15 protein-coding genes are annotated in these 15,721 nt (G+C 64.5%); 4 read left to right on the forward strand and 11 right to left on the reverse strand.

The window, feature by feature from the left end; translation table 11 throughout:
- Positions 1 to 233: 233 nt before the first annotated feature.
- From ABM562_RS20205 to ABM562_RS20220, 4 genes are all read right to left on the reverse strand, one after another.
- Entirely contained in the window at positions 234 to 2,210 is a 1,977-nt protein-coding gene (locus ABM562_RS20205; RefSeq protein ID WP_258578053.1) for an alkyl/aryl-sulfatase, read from the reverse strand.
- 101 nt (positions 2,211 to 2,311) lie between these two features.
- The gene (locus ABM562_RS20210) at positions 2,312 to 2,926 is read right to left on the reverse strand and encodes an START domain-containing protein (protein ID WP_233673762.1); all 615 of its coding nucleotides are present in this window, start codon (positions 2,924 to 2,926) and stop codon (positions 2,312 to 2,314) included.
- Positions 2,927 to 2,999: 73 nt separating this feature from the next.
- Positions 3,000 to 3,980 (reverse strand): aliphatic sulfonate ABC transporter substrate-binding protein, encoded by a 981-nt coding sequence (locus ABM562_RS20215; protein ID WP_233673761.1) that lies wholly within the window; start codon positions 3,978 to 3,980, stop codon positions 3,000 to 3,002.
- 198 nt (positions 3,981 to 4,178) lie between these two features.
- The gene (locus ABM562_RS20220) at positions 4,179 to 6,122 is read right to left on the reverse strand and encodes an autotransporter outer membrane beta-barrel domain-containing protein (protein WP_115087531.1); all 1,944 of its coding nucleotides are present in this window, start codon (positions 6,120 to 6,122) and stop codon (positions 4,179 to 4,181) included.
- Between the two features lie 105 nt (positions 6,123 to 6,227).
- Here ABM562_RS20220 and ABM562_RS20225 point away from each other — a divergent pair, with 105 nt between their 5' ends.
- On the forward strand, positions 6,228 to 6,671 hold the full coding sequence (locus ABM562_RS20225) for a GNAT family N-acetyltransferase (protein ID WP_460423090.1): 444 nt from the start codon (positions 6,228 to 6,230) through the stop codon (positions 6,669 to 6,671).
- Here ABM562_RS20225 and ABM562_RS20230 read toward each other — a convergent pair.
- Positions 6,668 to 7,087 (reverse strand): heme-binding protein, encoded by a 420-nt coding sequence (locus ABM562_RS20230; RefSeq protein ID WP_346616854.1) that lies wholly within the window; start codon positions 7,085 to 7,087, stop codon positions 6,668 to 6,670. The genes ABM562_RS20225 and ABM562_RS20230 overlap by 4 nt on opposite strands.
- A gap of 232 nt (positions 7,088 to 7,319) precedes the next feature.
- On the opposite strand from ABM562_RS20230, the gene ABM562_RS20235 reads away from it, so the two are divergent.
- The 3 genes from ABM562_RS20235 (at position 7,320) to ABM562_RS20245 (ending at position 10,681) form a co-directional block, all read left to right on the forward strand.
- Positions 7,320 to 7,931, forward strand: a complete 612-nt coding sequence (locus ABM562_RS20235) for an SCO family protein (protein WP_036996237.1) — start codon at positions 7,320 to 7,322, stop codon at positions 7,929 to 7,931.
- Entirely contained in the window at positions 7,931 to 8,404 is a 474-nt protein-coding gene (locus ABM562_RS20240) for a copper chaperone PCu(A)C (RefSeq protein WP_115087534.1), read from the forward strand. Before ABM562_RS20235 ends, ABM562_RS20240 begins: the two co-directional genes overlap by 1 nt.
- A gap of 162 nt (positions 8,405 to 8,566) precedes the next feature.
- The gene (locus tag ABM562_RS20245; RefSeq protein WP_460423093.1) at positions 8,567 to 10,681 is read left to right on the forward strand and encodes a TonB-dependent receptor; all 2,115 of its coding nucleotides are present in this window, start codon (positions 8,567 to 8,569) and stop codon (positions 10,679 to 10,681) included.
- Positions 10,682 to 10,724: 43 nt separating this feature from the next.
- Here ABM562_RS20245 and ABM562_RS20250 read toward each other — a convergent pair whose 3' ends face one another.
- The 6 genes from ABM562_RS20250 to ABM562_RS20275 all read right to left on the reverse strand — a co-directional run bounded on the left by ABM562_RS20250 (position 10,725) and on the right by ABM562_RS20275 (position 15,711).
- Positions 10,725 to 11,252 (reverse strand): cytochrome b/b6 domain-containing protein, encoded by a 528-nt coding sequence (locus ABM562_RS20250; RefSeq protein ID WP_258578049.1) that lies wholly within the window; start codon positions 11,250 to 11,252, stop codon positions 10,725 to 10,727.
- A 1-nt stretch (position 11,253) separates the two neighbouring features.
- Positions 11,254 to 11,517, reverse strand: a complete 264-nt coding sequence (locus tag ABM562_RS20255; RefSeq protein WP_115087537.1) for a PepSY domain-containing protein — start codon at positions 11,515 to 11,517, stop codon at positions 11,254 to 11,256.
- Positions 11,518 to 11,559: 42 nt separating this feature from the next.
- Positions 11,560 to 12,795, reverse strand: coding sequence for a glycolate oxidase subunit GlcF (gene glcF, locus ABM562_RS20260; RefSeq protein WP_460423096.1), 1,236 nt, complete (start codon positions 12,793 to 12,795; stop codon positions 11,560 to 11,562).
- A gap of 3 nt (positions 12,796 to 12,798) precedes the next feature.
- Positions 12,799 to 13,854 carry a glycolate oxidase subunit GlcE gene (glcE, locus tag ABM562_RS20265; protein WP_115087539.1) on the reverse strand — a complete coding sequence of 352 codons (1,056 nt, stop codon included), beginning with the start codon at positions 13,852 to 13,854 and terminating at the stop codon, positions 12,799 to 12,801.
- On the reverse strand, positions 13,854 to 15,353 hold the full coding sequence (glcD, locus tag ABM562_RS20270; protein WP_115087540.1) for a glycolate oxidase subunit GlcD: 1,500 nt from the start codon (positions 15,351 to 15,353) through the stop codon (positions 13,854 to 13,856). The genes glcE and glcD overlap by 1 nt, the downstream gene beginning before the upstream one ends.
- Positions 15,354 to 15,486: 133 nt before the next feature.
- Positions 15,487 to 15,711: a hypothetical protein gene (locus tag ABM562_RS20275; RefSeq protein ID WP_460423098.1), complete on the reverse strand. Its 225-nt coding sequence runs from the start codon at positions 15,709 to 15,711 to the stop codon at positions 15,487 to 15,489.
- Positions 15,712 to 15,721: the final 10 nt, after the last annotated feature.

A 15,721-nucleotide genomic window follows, 5' to 3' on the forward strand; every position in this document is an offset into this window, starting at 1 on the left:
CAGCACATCAGTGTTGCCTGGATTACGACCGCTGCGCGCTCGATCGCCGGCAAGGCCGGCGTACACAGATCCACTGTGGGAGCTGGCTTGCCAGCGATGAGGCCAGTCCAGTCAGCACATCAGTGTTGCCTGGATTACGACCCCTGCGGACTCGATCGCCGGCAAGGCCGGCTCCCACAGGTCCGGTGTACACCGATCCATTGTAGGAGCGGGCTTGACCCGCGATGAGGCCCTCAAGGCGTGACGATATTGAACTGCGGGCTGAAGCTGTCGAGGGTGCCCAGCAACTCGGCGATTTTCTTGCCGTTGCCTTCGACCTTGATCAAGCCCTTTTGCATCGCCGTCGGGAAGTCCAGCTGCTTGAGGCTGATCTGCTCAAGCGTCGCCTTGTTCATGCTCAAGCTCGCATCAGCCTTGGGGTTCAAACCCGCACGATGGGTCAGTACGCCGTTACGCAAGGTCAGGTTGAAGGCCTGATCCGGCTCGGTGAAGCTCCAGTTCAGGTTCAGGTCATGGCCCACCGCCTTGTCGACATCGACCCGCACCGCCATGTAGTCGAAGAACATGTCCGCAGTCAGCGCCCGCACCATGTCCACCGACACCGAACTGCCCGCCTGGCTCGGCACACCATTGCGCAACTCCATGGCACCGGTCAGGTACATGTTGCGCCAGGTGGCGTTCTCGCTCTGGTAACCCAGCTGTTCCATCGCCTCAGCCTGCACGCTACGTGCCCGGGCATTGTCCGGCTGGGCAAACAGCAGCTGGTTGCCCAGTTGCACCGCCCAGCGATACTCACCCTTGTCCATTGCCGCACGCACCTTGGCCAGCACCGCCTCGCCACCGCCCATGGCCTCGACATAGTGCTGGGCGCTCTCGACCGGCGGCAACGGGTTGAGGTTGGCCGGGTTGCCGTCGTAAAAGCCCATGTAGCGCTGGTACACCGCCCGCGCGTTGTGGCTCAGCGAGCCGTAGTAGCCACGGGTGTACCACTTCTTCGCCAGCTCCCCGGGCAGGGTCTGCATGTTCTGCGCGATCTCCATCGGCGTCAGGCCCTGGTTGAGCAGGTGCAGGGTGCGGTCGTTGAGGAAGGCATACATGTCGCGCTGGTCGGCGATCAGCGTGCGCACCTGTTCAGCGCCCCAGGTCGGCCAGTTGTGCTGGCCGAAGAGCACTTCGGTCTTGTCGCCGTAACGCGTCAGGCTGGCGTCCAGGTACTGTGACCAGGCCTTGGCATCGCGCACCTGGGCGCCGCGCGGGGTGAGGATGTTGTGCATGGTCTGCGAGGCGTTTTCGGCAATGCCCAGGGCCTTGAACTGCGGCAGGTACAGGTTCATTTCCGCCGGTGCTTCGGTGCCAGGGGTCAATTGGAATTCAAGCTCGATGCCCGCCACGGTGCGGGTCTCGTACGGCTTGCTGATCAGGTCGCTGGGCTCGATCAGGGTGATGCTGCCGCCGGTGGCCAACGCCTTGCCGATCCCGGTGTCGACCTGGCCCTGGGCGCCGCGCGGCAGGTACAGACCGAACTGGTACTGGGCGCGACGGCTCATGGCGTTGCCGGCGTAGACGTTCTCGCTCATCACGTGTTCCATGAAGCCGCTGGGGGCGAACACCTTGACCTTGCCGGCCTTGACGTCGGCCTCGTCGATCACCCCGCGCACGCCGCCAAAATGATCGGTATGGCTGTGGCTGTAGATCACCGCCACCACCGGTTTGCGCGGGCGGTTCTGGTAGTACAGCTGCAGCGCGGCGCGGGCGGTTTCGGCGGTGGTCAGCGGGTCGATGATGATCAGCCCGTCGTCGCCTTCGATGAGGGTCATGTTGGCCAGGTCCAGGCCACGCACCTGGTACAGCCGCGGCGCTACTTCGAACAAGCCAGCGTGGGCGTTGAGCTGGGCCAGGCGCCAGAGGCTGGGGTTGACGCTGTCGGGGCGGTCTTGCGCGGCGAGGAATTTATAGCCCTCAAGGTTCCACACCGGTTTGCCGGCGGCATCGCTGACCTGGCCGTCGAACGGCGCGATCAGGCCGCGGGTGACTGCTTCGTAATCGGCGCGGTCGCTGAAGGGCAGTTGCGTCAGCACGGCGGCATTGCTGCTGCGGGTCTGTTCGCTGGCACCAACCGGTGCCTGGGCGGCATGCAGGGTCTGGCTCAGGCAGGCGGCAGCAATCAGGCTGGCCAGGCGCGTACGCGGGTGCAGGGGTAGGCAGGGCATGGCAACTCCATTTTTTGTCGTTATGGCACACGGCTTCGAGGCTAAGGCTCGGCCCTGGCCCGGCAACAAGCCGTGGACGACAAAATCCATGCAGGCCCTGCTCAGGGCGCTGCGCCGCCCTGGCGTTCAGCCACTGCACGCAAGGTGCGCAAGGAGATGACAGGTGCATCGAGGACGAACTGGTTGGCCAGCCACGAGGGGATGTCCCCGGCCGGGTCGGCCTGTAGTTCGTAGGTCACTTCGGTGAGCTGTTCGCCCTTGGGCACGAAGGTCCACAGGCCCTTGAGCTGGCGCACGCGGATCTGCCCCGGTACATGCTTGACCATGCCGGGCACGGCCTTGAGACGACGCACCAGGCTGCCGTCGTCGCGGCGCTCGCTCTGCACCTGGATCACCATGTCCCGGGTGCTGGCCGGCCAGGGCAGGGCAGTGGTCAGGTAGACCCAGGTGCTGTCGCCATCGACCTTGAGCAGGCGCATGTCGGCGCAGCCGTACAGCCATTTGCAGGCGACCCGCAGGTTCTCCTGCAGGTCGCTGAGGGTGGGCACGCTGGCCTTGATCAGCGCGACGCCGCGAAACTGCTGGTACCGGGAGCCCGGCACGTCGCTGAGGTAGACCTGAATGCCGTCGTCGTCCTGCACCAGATGCCAGGGTTCGGCCGCGCTGGCGCAGGTGCTGACGGCCAGCAACGCACAGAGAGCAAAGCGAAGGCTCATGAACGGTTCCATTACCGGGCAAATGTTCAGAGCATAGTGCCTGGCGTCAGATCTGGCTGGACATGGGCTGCACTCAGGGCAGGACCGACACCGGGTAGACCGCGTCAGCCACGTTCAGCGGCTTGGGGATCAGGCCCAGGCCCTGGAAGGTGTCGGCGAGCTTCTGCTGTTCGGCGGTGATCTTCGCGTCGATGGCCACGGCGTTGTAGTTGCGGCGCTCGCTGGCTACCTGCAACACGTCGGCGCCGATACCCAGTTGCGGCGCCAGCAGGGCGGCGACTTCGTCGGGCTGCTGGTTGGCCCAGCTGCTGACCTTGGCCAATTCGCTGAAGAAGGTTTTCAACAGCGCGCGGTTGTCGTCGGCAAAGGCCGCCGACGACAGGTAGAAGGTGCGGTTATTGGACAGCCCGCTGCCGTCGCGCAGGTTCTTCAGGCCCGGCTGTTTTTCCGCGGCGGCGAGGAAGGGGTCCCAGAGGGTAACGGCCTGGACGCTACCCGACTGCAGTGCGGCCACGGCGTCGGCGGCATTGTTGACGTAGGCCGGGGTGATGTCCTTGTAGCTCAGGCCGGCGTCCTGCAGGGCCACGGCCAGCAGGTACTGGGCGTTCCAGCCGCGTCCGGTGGCCACGCGCTGGCCCTTGAGGGCGGCGACGTTGGCGATGTGGTCCTGCTCGCGCACCACCAGGCCGATGCCTTTGGGGTACGGCTGCTCGGCAGCCAGGTACACCACCGGCTTGCCGGCGGCCTGGGCAAACACCGACGGCGCATCGGCGGCATGACCAAGGTCGATGGCGCCGGTGCTCAAGGCTTCGAGCAGTTGTGGGCCGGCGGCGAATTCGTACCAGCTGACGTTCACCCCTTGCGGTGCCAGGGCTTTTTCCAGGGCGCCGCTGCCTTTGAGGATGTTGATGCTGTTGAACTTCTGGTAGCCGATGCGCAGGGTTTTGCTCGGTTCGGCATGGGCCAGCGGGCCGGGCAGCAGCAGCGCGGCGAAGGCGGCAAACAGGCCACCGGTGAGCAGGCGACGCAGGGGGGAATGGGGCGTGTGCGACATGGGCGGACTCCTGGGATTCAAGGGCAAGGCATGCCCGAAAATATAAGGAGCCCGGCCAGGCCCTTCAATTTTTTTATTCCAAATAGTTAGATTGTTTAGTTATTTTTATATCCTTTTATTCCTGTGGGGGCGGGCTTGCCCCGCGATAGCGATATGACTGACAGACCGCTATCGCGGGGCAAGCCCGCTCCTACAGGGTTAGAACTGCCATTGCACGCCCAGCGAGTAGCCGGCCTGATTGCCCTCGCTGTGGGCAAAGCGGCTGTTGACTTCGGCAAACACCCCCAGCTGCTCGGTGAACATCAACTGCGCACCCAACTGCGCGCGGCCAAAGTCCTTGTCGACACTGCCCATGTCCGCCACCCGCACGCGGCCGTCGGCATTGCTGGTCAGGTCGATCTCATCCAGGCGGCCATCGGCCAGTTCGCGGACCCAGCGCACGCTGGCGTAGGGCTGCAGGGCCATGTTCGCACCCAGGCCGACGCTGCCATGCAGGCGCCAGCCGAGGCTGGCTTCGAGGGCGTCGTAGTTCTGCTTCTCGTAGCCCAGGGCGGTGCGCAGGCTTTCGTCTTCGTGGAAGTCGTCGATGCGGTAGTGCATGTAGTCCAGGCCCGCGACCGGGCCGGTCTTCAAGGCGCCGAAGCTGAAGTCGTAACCGCCGTCCACCCGCGCGCCCCAGAACCACGCCGAGGTGTCGCCGCTCAGGCGCTGGTCGAGCAGCACCGGGCCGTTGCTGGCCTGGATGTACACCGAACGCTTGCTATCAAAGCGGGTATGCCCGGCACTCAGCTCGCCGGCCAGCCATTGCGGGCCGCCATCGTTGAGCAGGGCGAACAGCCCGGCCTGCCAAGCGTCGCCTTCGATGCGCCCGCCATGGTCGAGGGAATCGCGGCTGCGCTGGAAGCTCAGGCTGGCGCCGACGGTGAGGGCTTCGTTGAGGCGGTAGTCCCCGACACCATAGACCCCCACGCGTTTCGACTCCGGATTGCCCGGCGCATCGAAGCCGCTGTCAGGCGAAACCTCGCCTTCCACACCCACCTCACCGTCAAAACTGCCGACCGCCCGTGAGGCGTCCAGCAGGCTCAGCCATCGGCGGTCATGCAGGCGGGTCAGGGCCTGGTGCTGACGTTGCAACTGGTCTTCCATCTGCCGGGCCATGGCCCCTCCGGAAGCAGTGGCGGCGAGCAGGTCGGCGTTGGTCAGCTCCAGCACCAGGCGGGTCAGCAGCCGTGAGAAGTCGCTCAAGCGCTGGTCGATGCGCTGCTGGCCGAAGGCGTTGGTCAGCACCTGTTGGTTGTCTTCGGCTGGGTCGTGCCAGGTCGAGCCGCCGGGGATCGCCGGGTTGTCGGTCTGCTCGTAGCCGTCCAGCTCGCCCAGCTCCCAGTTGGTCGCTTCGATGAACAGCACCGGCACGTTGAGGTCCTTGAAACTTTCACCGTCGCTGCAGCAGCCGGTGCCGGCCGGGTACGCGGGGTTGAGGCCAGGGTTGGTGAACAGCGGGATGTTCATCTCCTGGGCGATGCGCAACAGCTGGTCGCGGTAGGCACCCAGGGCCGGGTTGGCAACGCTGTTGCTGGCGGCGTGGGCGTACATCTTGTCGCCGGTGATCAGGCTGTCGAGGTTGATCATGCCCAGCAGGTTGGCGCGCTGGCTGTCGCTCAACGAGGCGACGTAGGCACGCGAACCGCGCAGGCCTTCTTCCTCGGCACCAAAACCGACCACTTCCAGGCCGTTCTCCAGGGCCACGCCGCCGAGGTTGCGGGCGATCTCGGTGAGTACCGCAGCGCCCGAGGCATTGTCGTCCAGGCCTTGCAGGGTGGGGCGGCCGAAGTAGGTGTCGTAGTGGGCGCCGAGCACCACGTAGGTGCTGTTCTGGCCCGGGGCTGAAGCGATGACGTTCTGCGAGCTGCGGTTGCCGGCCCAGGTGAAGTCCTGGCGACGGGTCTGGTAGCCGTAGCCCAGTTGCGCTTGCATCAGGGCGGTAGCACCTTCGAAACTGGCGGTACCCCGGTAACGCCCGGGGTAGTCGTTGATCAGACGGTCCAGGGTCTGACCGGCATACTCGCCATATTCGTAGGCGCTGGCGCCGGATGACAACATTGCACAACCCAGGCTTACAGCGACTGCTAACGGTTTGAACACGGCACTTTTCCTTATGTGTCGTTACGAAAGGCGCATCATAGGATGCGCCGCGTCGCAGCAAGCAGGATGTGTACCGTTTTGTGACTGATGTAGGAAATTAACGGCATGAAGGTTCAGATCAAACCTGCACTTGAGCGTGAAAAACAACACTTTGAGGCGATGCTTCCGGAGTATTTGCGCGAACTCGGTGTCGACGGGGACTACCCTTATTTACCGCTCTACTGGCAGGAGCCAGGGCGATTTGCCTACCTGCTGCTGGTTGAGGACGAAATAGCAGGGTTTGCCCTGGTTCGCCAGCAGCCAGAGCGCGCGGTGTCCGAACTGGCCGAGTTCTATGTCGTCAGTGCCTATCGCCTGGCAGGGGTCGGCCATGCTGCGGCGCAGGGGCTGTTCGATTTGCACCGTGGCCCGTGGGAGCTATCGGTACTGGCGGATAACCTCGCCGGCCTGCGCTTCTGGCCAAGGGTCTTGCCGGCGGGGGCACATGCGCAAACCATTGAGACGCCCGAAGGGGTGCAATACACCCAGTTCGAGTTTGTCAGTGTTTAGCCGGCCAACTGGGCCAGCAGTGCGGCGATCGCCACCTTGGCCACCTGCGCATCCTGCTCGGACTTGACCCCGGAGACGCCGACCGCGCCGATCACCTGGCCATCGACCAGCAGCGGTACGCCGCCTTCCAGGGTGGCGTTGAGCACAGGCACCGAGAGAAAGGCCGTGCGCCCGCCGTTGATGATGTCTTCATAGACCTTGCTTTCCTTGCGCCCGAGGGCTGCGGTGCGGGCCTTTTCCTGGGCGATGTAGGCGCTGATCGGCGGGCAGCCGTCCAGGCGTTCCAGGGCCAGTGGGTGGCCGCCGTCATCGACCACGGCGATGCTCACCGCCCACTGGTTGGCCTGGGCTTCGGCGCGGGCGGCGGCAAGCAGTTGCGCGACTTCCTGTTGGGTCAGTACGGCTTTGCTGAGCATGGGGGAGGGCTCCACGAATGATGGGCGGGACGGGATGCATCACTATTACCGTAGACGTTGCCGGATGTTTCTTGTCACTGCCTGCGACAACAGGCCGCACCCCGTAAATACTGGGATACAGACGTACGGGTCGCTGCGCGCTGGAACCTGCGTCCACCGCCATGACAAAATGCGAAGGTTTCTCGACATGCCCTCTATCCAGGGGCTGGCACCTTCCCAAAAGGATGGTTACATGACTGATTTACTGACCCGGCGCCAGGTTGTTGCCGGGATCAGCCTGCTGGGCCTCGGCGCCCTTGCAGGTTGCGACCCCCGTTCCGGAGGCGCGCTGGACTTCAAGTACGGCAAGGACATGAGCAACAAGATCCTCGGCCGTTCGTTCAAGCTCAAGGATACCCAAGGCAACGTCCGAACCCTGTCGAGTTTCTGGGGTTCGATGCCGATGGTGTTCTTCGGTTTCACCCAGTGCCCGGCGGTGTGCCCGACCACCCTGGCGCGCGCGGCGCAGATCAAGAAGCTGATGGGCCGCGACGCCGGCTTCTTGCAGGTGGTGTTCATCAGCCTCGACCCCGAGCGCGATACCCCCGAGGTGCTCGACGCCTACGTCAAGGCGTTCGACCCGTCGTTCGTGGCGTTGTCCGGCACCCTTGAAGAAACCGCGGCGGCAGCCCGGGAGTTCGGGGTGTTCTACGAGAAGGTGCCAGCCGGCGATACCTATACCATCTCGCACACCTCGACCAGCTACGTCTTCGATTCCCGCGGCCAGCTGCGCCTGGGCCTGTCCCATTCGCTCAATGCAAAAGAGTGCGCAGAAGACCTGCTCACTGTCATGGAGGTGTGTTAATGCTTCGCAACCCTGTCAAACGTACCCTGGCCGCGCTGGCCCTGATCGGCCTGGCCTTGCCGGCCATGGCTGAAACCACCGTCAGCGACGCCTGGGCGCGGGCCACCGTGCCACACCAGAAGTCCAGCGGTGCCTTCATGATCCTCACTGCCAGCACTGACAGCAAGCTGCTCAGCGTGGCCTCGCCGGTGGCCAGGACCGTGCAGGTGCACCAGATGACCATGGAAAATGACGTGATGAAAATGGGCGAGGTCGACAGTGTGCCGCTGCCGGCAGGCAAGGCAGTGAGCCTCGACCCTAACGGTTATCACGTGATGCTCATGGACCTGAACCAGCAGCTCAAGGAAGGCGAGCAGGTGCCGCTGACCCTGGTGGTCGAGGATGCCAAGGGCGTCAAGCAGAGCATTGAAGTGAAGGCGCCGGTGCGGGCGCTGAATGCTGAAGCCATGTCGGGCCACCAGCACATGCATTGATCGCCGCCACGCGCTCGACAACAAGCCAGGCTGCAGTCAAGAACCGCAGCCTGGCTTTTTTGTGCGTGACGTCAAAATATTTAAATCGTAATAGTATTTAATTCGCAATTACAAATCGTTACCATTTGCGCCCCTTTACAATCTTTACAAAAAAAGGATCGCATGGTGGCTCTTTCGCGCATTCACCCGGCTTCTCTCTCCGTGCTCGGTGTCCTGGTCGTTCCAGCGCTGCACGCTGAAACCCTGGCTATTCCGGCAACCTCGGTCAACAGCAACTATGAAGAACAAAGCTACAAGGCCAGTGAAAGCCGCAGTGCGCTGAAAATCGACGCGCCACTGCGCGATATTCCGCAAACCGTCAACGTCGTGCCGCAAAGCGTGATCAAGGATCAGGGCGCGCAATCGATGGAGGATGTGCTGAAGAACGTGCCGGGTATCGGCCTGTCCAACGGTGACGGCCAGCGCGACCAGGTGACGATTCGCGGTTTCAGTGCCATTGGCGACATGTATGTCGATGGCATGCGCGACGACGCCCTGTATTACCGCGATCTGTCCAATGTCGAGCGGGTCGAGGTGGTCAAGGGCCCGGCGGCCGTGCTCTATGGCCGTGGCTCCTCCGGCGGCCTGATCAACAGCGTGAGCAAGAAGCCCACCTTCAACCCGGTGCAGGAAGTGGGGGTCAGCTTCGACAGCGAGGGCAAGCGCCGTACCCAGTTCGACACCGGCTGGGCCGACCAGCAGCAGGGTGACAAGGCGTTTCGCCTGACCGGCGCCCTGGAAGACAGCGACACCTTCCGCGACGATGGCTACATCGACCGCAAGGCCCTGGCACCCTCGGCTTACTTCAAGCTGTCCGATGACCTGGAGCTGAACCTGGGCGCCACCTACCTGTACGACAAGCGCCTGATCGATTTCGGCATCCCGGCCCTGGGCAAGCGCCCGGTCGATGTCGACCGCGACAAGCGCTTCGGCGCCGCCGACCCGGATGACGATTACGCCCGCAGCGAGGTGTTTTCCTTCAGCGCCGGCGTCGACTACCGGATCAATGACAGCTTCACCCTGAGCAACACCAGCCGCTACTACCACTACGACCTGGACCGCAACAACACCTTGGCTGATTCCAGCCCGACCCGCTTCGTCACCGCTGCCAATGGTGAACTGCTGGTCAAGCTCAATCGCGGCAACGTGCAACGCACCGAAGACGGCTGGTTCAACCAGACCGAGCTCAAGCAGCAGGCCGTGCTGGCCGGCATGAACCACAACCTGTTGTACGGCGTGGAGCTCGGCCGTCAGGTCAAGGACCAGAGTGTGTTCAGCCAGAACAACGTGGCCCAGGTGCCGGTGTTCCGCGACGGCCTGGTTGATGTGCCGTTCCAGGCCAACCGCCAGACCGCCAAGGGCACCACCACCCAGGACACCGCAGGTTTCTACGTACAGGACCTGATTGAGCTGGCGCCGCAGTGGAAGGCCCTGCTCGGGGTGCGTTACGACGTGTTTGACCAGGAGTACGGCGACGACCTGACCCGCACCGACCTGTCGCGTACCGACACCACCTGGAGCCCGCGCATCGGCCTGGTCTACCAGCCGGACGCGATCCAGTCCTATTACGTGTCGGTCAGCCGCTCCTACCAACCTTCGTCGGAAGTGTTCGCCCTCAGTGCCGGCAACCAGGGCCTGGAACCGGAAGAGACCACCAACTACGAAATCGGCGCCAAGTGGGACTTGCTCGACAGCCGCCTGGCACTGACTGCGGCCTTGTTCCGCCTGGAACGCACCAACATGAAAACCACCGACCCGGCCAACCCGGCGCAGCTGGTGCTGGCGGGTGAGCAACGTACCGACGGCTTCGAAGCGACGCTGAGCGGGCAACTGACGGACAAGTGGCAGGTCTACGGCGGCTTTGCCTTCCTCGATGCCGAAATCACCAAGTCCACCAGCCGCACCAACGGCGTGGCCAACGAAGGCCAGACCCCGACCCTGACCCCGCGCACCAGCGCCAACCTGTGGCTGGTGCGCTCGTTGACCGAACACTGGCGTGTGGGCATGGGCGCCAACTATGTGGACGAACGCTATACCGCGCTGGATAACGTCGTGGTGATGCCGTCCTACACCACCGTGGACGCTGCACTGCTGTACAACCAGCCGAAGTGGGACATGGCCCTGCGCCTGCGTAACGTCTTTGACCGCGACTACTACGCCTCGGCCCACGGCTCGGTGGACCTGATCACCCCCGGGGCGCCCCGGACCCTCGAGCTGAGCACCAACTACCGCTTCTGACGCCAGTGCCGGGGCAGCGCAGCAGCGGCTGCGTTGCCCCGTTTCAACGCTGGCGCCGCCGGCCGGTGAGCATCGACAGCGGCAGGTTCTCCTTCAGCCGCCAGCTCTCGAACAGCGCCGCCGCAATGTGCAGGCACACCAGCGCCAGCAGGGCGTCGGCCATCAACTCATGGATATCGCGCAGGCCGTCTTCACCCCAGAAGTAATAGATCTCTTCCATCATGAAACCGCTGACGCCAAGGCCGGCCATCAGCAGCAACATCAGTACCATCACCAGTGCGCCCAACGGCGAATGCCCGAGGCGGTGGCAGTTTTCGCCGCGGTACAACGCCTGCAGGTGCCACTGCAGTCGTGTTGGCGTCGGCCAGAAGTCCGCCCAGCGCGCCGCCGGGGTGCCGACAAAGCCCCATACGCTACGTAGCAGCACGATCGCCAGGCCGTAATAGCCCAGCCAGCGGTGCCAGCCGTCGCCTTCTTCGGTGAGAAAATAACCGCCGACAAACACCACCACCAGCGACCAGTGGCACAGGCGCACCACCGGGTCCCAGAGGCGCAGGCTATCGCCGCTCACTTCAGTCGATCTCTTCCTTCACCTTTTTACCGGTGACCGGATCGAAGTAGATCTCGACTTTTTTACCGTCCTTGTTCTTGCCGTAGATCTCGTAGCAGTTGCCATCGGTGACCTTGAACTTCTTGATCTCGTAGCCCTGTTTTTTCAGTTCTTCCTGGAAGTTGTTCTGGTCTTGCCATTGCACCTTGTCGGCGGTGCTGCATTCGGTCTTGGCCAGAACGGCCGGGCTTACGACGAGCAATGAGACCAGTAGAAGCTGACGCATGACGAGTCCTCGGGTTGTCGAACAGGGGTTGCCCGATTGAGCTTATGCCAGGGTTGGCGACTTCGCTAGCGCCTCGTCCAGCAGCTCGATCCAGTGGCGCACCGGCGTGCGTCCGGCGCCGTCGAGGTGGGTCTGGCAGCCGATGTTGGCAGTGACGATCAGGTCCGGCTGGCCGCTTTCCAGGGCATCGAGCCTGTTGTCGCGCAACTGCCTGGCCAACGTCGGCTGGGTCAGCGAATAGGTGCCGGCCGAGCCGCAGCACAGGTGGCCGTCGGGCACGTTGCTGAGGTTGAAACCCAGGCGCTTGAGCAGGGCTTCGACGCTGCCGCCAAGCTTCTGCGCATGCTGCAAGGTGCATGGGCAATGCACCGCCAGCAGCTGGCCGCTGTGGCAGGCCAGTGGTTCCAGGGGCTCGACGCTGATGACCTCGACCAGGTCCCTGGCCAGTTCGCTGACCCGCCGGGCTTTGGCGGCGTACTGCGCATCGCCCTGCAGCAGCTTGGCGTACTCCTTGACGAAGGCGCCACAACCGCTGGCCGTCTGCACGATGGCTTCGGCACCGGCCTCGATGGCCGGCCACCAGGCGTCGATGTTGCGCCGGGCGCGCTCAAGGCCGCTGGCTTGTGCATCCAGGTGATAGTCGACAGCACCGCAGCAGCCGGCCTGGGGCGCCGCGGTGACGCTGATGCCCAGGCGATCGAGCACCCGCGCCGTGGCGGCGTTGGTGTTGGGTGACAGGGTCGGTTGCACGCAGCCTTCGAGCAGCAGTACGCGCCGGGGATGGCGGGGCTGTGGACGGGGTTGCGCGGGGGGCACCGAGCGCGGCAGCTTGGCCTTGAGCGGTGCCGGCAGCAGGCTGTCGACGCTGCGTCCCAGCTGCACCAGGCGCTTGAAGGCCGCCGGGTGGCTGGCCAGGTTGCGCAGCCCACGGCGCAAGGCCCGTTGCAGGGGCGGGCGAGGCACGGCCTGATCGACCACGGCGCGGCCGATATCCAGCAGGTTGTGGTAATCGACGCCGGACGGGCAGGTGGTTTCGCAGTTGCGGCACGACAGGCAACGGTCCAGGTGCAGTTGGGTCTTGGCACTGGCGGGGTGGCCTTCGAGCACCTGCTTGATCAGGTAGATGCGTCCGCGCGGGCCGTCCAGCTCGTCGCCGAGCAGTTGGTAGGTCGGGCAGGTGGCATTGCAGAAGCCGCAGTGCACGCAGGTGCGCAGGATGCTTTCGGCTTCTTCGGCGCGGGCCAGGCGTTTGGCGGCATCGCTCAAGGTGGTTTGCATGGCTCAGATCTCCGCGTACATCCGCCCGGGGTTGAAGATCCCTTGTGGGTCGAGGCGCTGCTTGAGTTGCTGGTGGTAGCGCAGCAAGGCTGCGGGCAGCGGCTGGAACGGGCTGTCGCTGGCGCTGTAGCAAGTGGCATGGCCGCCCAGGCGGCTGACAGCGGCGCGAATGGTCTCGGCCCGGGCCTCGGATTTGAGCCAGCGCTGGGCACCGGCCCAGTCCAGCAGTTGCGCGCCAGGCAGCGCCAGCGCCGGGCTGTTGTTGGGTAGCGACAAACGCCACAGCGGGCGCGGGTCGGCGAAAAAAGCCAGGCGACGGTTGTTCAGGTTTTGCCACCAGCTGGCCTCGAAACGCTCGCCACCGAGCCGGTCGCGGGCGGCCTTGACCGAGCCTTCGCCGCCCTCGAGGCGCAGGCGCAACACCGTACCGTCATGGCAGGCGGCGCTGATCGGGATCGGTTGCTGGCCCCATTGCGCCAGCTTGAGCAGGGCCTGTTGCGGGTCGATGTGCAGGGCGATGTGCGCTTCGCTGCGCGGCTTGGGCAGCACCTTCAGCGACACTTCGCTGATCAGCCCCAGGCAGCCGAAACTGCCGGCCATCAAGCGCGACAGGTCGTAACCGGCAACGTTCTTCATCACCTCGCCGCCAAAGCGCAGGTGCAGGCCCAGGCCGCTGATCACCCGGGTGCCCAGCACATAGTCGCGCACCGAGCCTGCCCAGGGCCGACGTGGCCCGGACAGGCCGGCAGCAACCATGCCGCCGAGGGTGGCGCCGTCGTCGCTGTGTGGCGGCTCGCAGGGCAGCATCTGCCCGGCAGCCTCAAGCGCAGCCGACAGCTCGTGCAGGGGCGTACCGGCACGGGCGGTAATCACCAGCTCGGTCGGGTCGTAGTTGACGATGCCGCGGTGTTCACGGGTATCGAGCGCAACGCCGGCGACCTGCCGGCCGAGAAAGGCCTTGCTGGCGCCGCCGCGAATCTGCAACGGCGTGCCTTCGGCGCGAGCCTGGTTGACCTGCTCCAGCAGCGCCTGGCTGGCATCATTGTTGTGCGCAAGCATCAGAAGCGCTCCAGGTCGGGGAAGGGCAGTTGCCCGGCGTGCACATGCATGGCGCCAAACTCGGCGCAGCGCTGCAGGGTGGGGATGTTCTTGCCGGGGTTGAGCAGGCCATGGGGGTCGAAGGCTGCCTTGACCGCGTGGAACAGGGTCAGCTCGTCGCTGCTGAACTGCGCGCACATCTGGTTGATCTTCTCGCGGCCCACGCCATGTTCGCCGGTGATGCTGCCGCCGACGCTCACGCACAGTTCGAGGATTTCGCCGCCAAAGGCTTCGGCCCGCGCCAGCTCGCCCGGCTGGTTGGCGTCGAAGAGGATCAGCGGGTGCATGTTGCCGTCGCCGGCATGAAAAACGTTGGCCACCCGCAGCGCGTACTTGTGCGACAGCGCAGCGATGCGCTGCAGCACATGGGGCAGCTCGCGGCGCGGGATGGTGCCGTCCATGCAGTAGTAATCGGCAGAAATCCGCCCGACCGCCGGGAAGGCATTCTTGCGCCCGGCCCAGAACTTCACCCGCTCCACTTCATCCCGGGCCTGGCGCACTTCGCTGGCGCCGGCCTGCTCGAGCAGGGCGCGAACCCGGTCGCAGTCGTCGTGCACATCGGCTTCGACGCCGTCCAGTTCGCACAGCAGGATCGCCTCGGCCTCCACCGGGTAGCCAGCATGAATGAAGTCTTCGGCGGCGCGGATGGCCAGGTTGTCCATCATCTCCAGGCCACCGGGAATGATCCCGGCCGCGATGATATCGCCGACCGCTCGGCCGGCCTTGGCCACCGAGTCGAAGGCCGCCAGCAGCACCTTGGCCACCTGCGGCTTGGGCAGCAGCTTGACCGTCACTTCGGTGATGATCCCGAGCATGCCTTCGGAGCCGGTGAACAGCGCCAGCAGGTCGAAACCCGGGGCATCGAGGCTGTCGGCGCCGAGGGTCAGGCATTCGCCTTCGACGGTGAGGATCTCGACCTTGAGCAGGTTGTGCACGGTCAGGCCGTACTTCAGGCAGTGCACGCCGCCGGCATTCTCGGCAACGTTGCCACCGATCGAACAGGCAATCTGCGACGACGGATCGGGCGCGTAGTACAGGTCAAAGGGCGCGGCGGCCTGGGAAATCGCCAGGTTGCGCACCCCAGGCTGCACCCGTGCCGTGCGGGCGACCGGGTCGATGGCGAGGATCTTGTTGAAGCGCGCCATCACCAGCAGCACGCCTTTCTCCAGCGGCAAGGCGCCGCCCGACAGGCCGGTGCCGGCACCGCGCGCGACCACCGGCACCTTGCGGGCAAAACACAGCTTGAGGATGCCCTGGACCTGTTCGAGGGTATGCGGCAGTACCACCAGCATTGGCGTGGTGCGGTAGGCCGAAAGGCCATCGCATTCGTAGGGCTTGAGGTCTTCCTCGGCGTGGAGGACATCGAGATCCGGCAGTTGTAGCTGCAAGGCCTGCAGCAGCGCCTGCTTGTCGACTGCGGGCAGGGCACCATCGACGTTTTCGTCGTAAAGGATATTCATTGACGGCCAGTCACCGGAAGGTGCCAGAAGCTGCGGAAAATCGAAGGCGAAGAACGGCGCCTGGTACCGGCGACCCAGGGTCTTGAAGGATCAACCTGAAGTGCGCCTACCACCCGCCGCCAGCCTCTGTGGGCTAGCGGAACCGGGGCAGTGGGCGTTCAACGCTCAGCGAGGTGAGGGTTTTTCTGACCAGCTGTTCGTCGGCTTCGACGGCCTTGAGGGTGTCGCGGATCTTGCCGGCCACCGGCACATCGCCCTGGCGGTCGATCCAGTCGGCAATCTCCTTGCACGCCGAAGCGAGCCGGGCCTGGCGCTGGTTGATCAGGTTAAGGGCTGTGGTGATCTCTTTATCGGACATGAGGGAATCC

The sequence above is a fragment of the Pseudomonas sp. ZL2 genome (assembly GCF_054788455.1).

Bases quoted from the DNA above. Each gene is read 5' to 3' on its own strand.
- ABM562_RS20205 (WP_258578053.1), bottom strand. From the start codon at position 2,210: ATGCCCTGCCTACCCCTGCACCCGCGTACGCGCCTGGCCAGCCTGATT.
- ABM562_RS20210 (WP_233673762.1), bottom strand. From the start codon at position 2,926: ATGAGCCTTCGCTTTGCTCTCTGTGCGTTGCTGGCCGTCAGCACCTGC.
- ABM562_RS20215 (WP_233673761.1), bottom strand. From the start codon at position 3,980: ATGTCGCACACGCCCCATTCCCCCCTGCGTCGCCTGCTCACCGGTGGC.
- ABM562_RS20225 (WP_460423090.1), top strand. From the start codon at position 6,228: ATGAAGGTTCAGATCAAACCTGCACTTGAGCGTGAAAAACAACACTTT.
- ABM562_RS20230 (WP_346616854.1), bottom strand. From the start codon at position 7,087: ATGCTCAGCAAAGCCGTACTGACCCAACAGGAAGTCGCGCAACTGCTT.
- ABM562_RS20235 (WP_036996237.1), top strand. From the start codon at position 7,320: ATGACTGATTTACTGACCCGGCGCCAGGTTGTTGCCGGGATCAGCCTG.
- ABM562_RS20240 (WP_115087534.1), top strand. From the start codon at position 7,931: ATGCTTCGCAACCCTGTCAAACGTACCCTGGCCGCGCTGGCCCTGATC.
- ABM562_RS20245 (WP_460423093.1), top strand. From the start codon at position 8,567: ATGGTGGCTCTTTCGCGCATTCACCCGGCTTCTCTCTCCGTGCTCGGT.
- ABM562_RS20255 (WP_115087537.1), bottom strand. From the start codon at position 11,517: ATGCGTCAGCTTCTACTGGTCTCATTGCTCGTCGTAAGCCCGGCCGTT.
- glcF (WP_460423096.1), bottom strand. From the start codon at position 12,795: ATGCAAACCACCTTGAGCGATGCCGCCAAACGCCTGGCCCGCGCCGAA.
- glcE (WP_115087539.1), bottom strand. From the start codon at position 13,854: ATGCTTGCGCACAACAATGATGCCAGCCAGGCGCTGCTGGAGCAGGTC.
- glcD (WP_115087540.1), bottom strand. From the start codon at position 15,353: ATGAATATCCTTTACGACGAAAACGTCGATGGTGCCCTGCCCGCAGTC.
- ABM562_RS20275 (WP_460423098.1), bottom strand. From the start codon at position 15,711: ATGTCCGATAAAGAGATCACCACAGCCCTTAACCTGATCAACCAGCGC.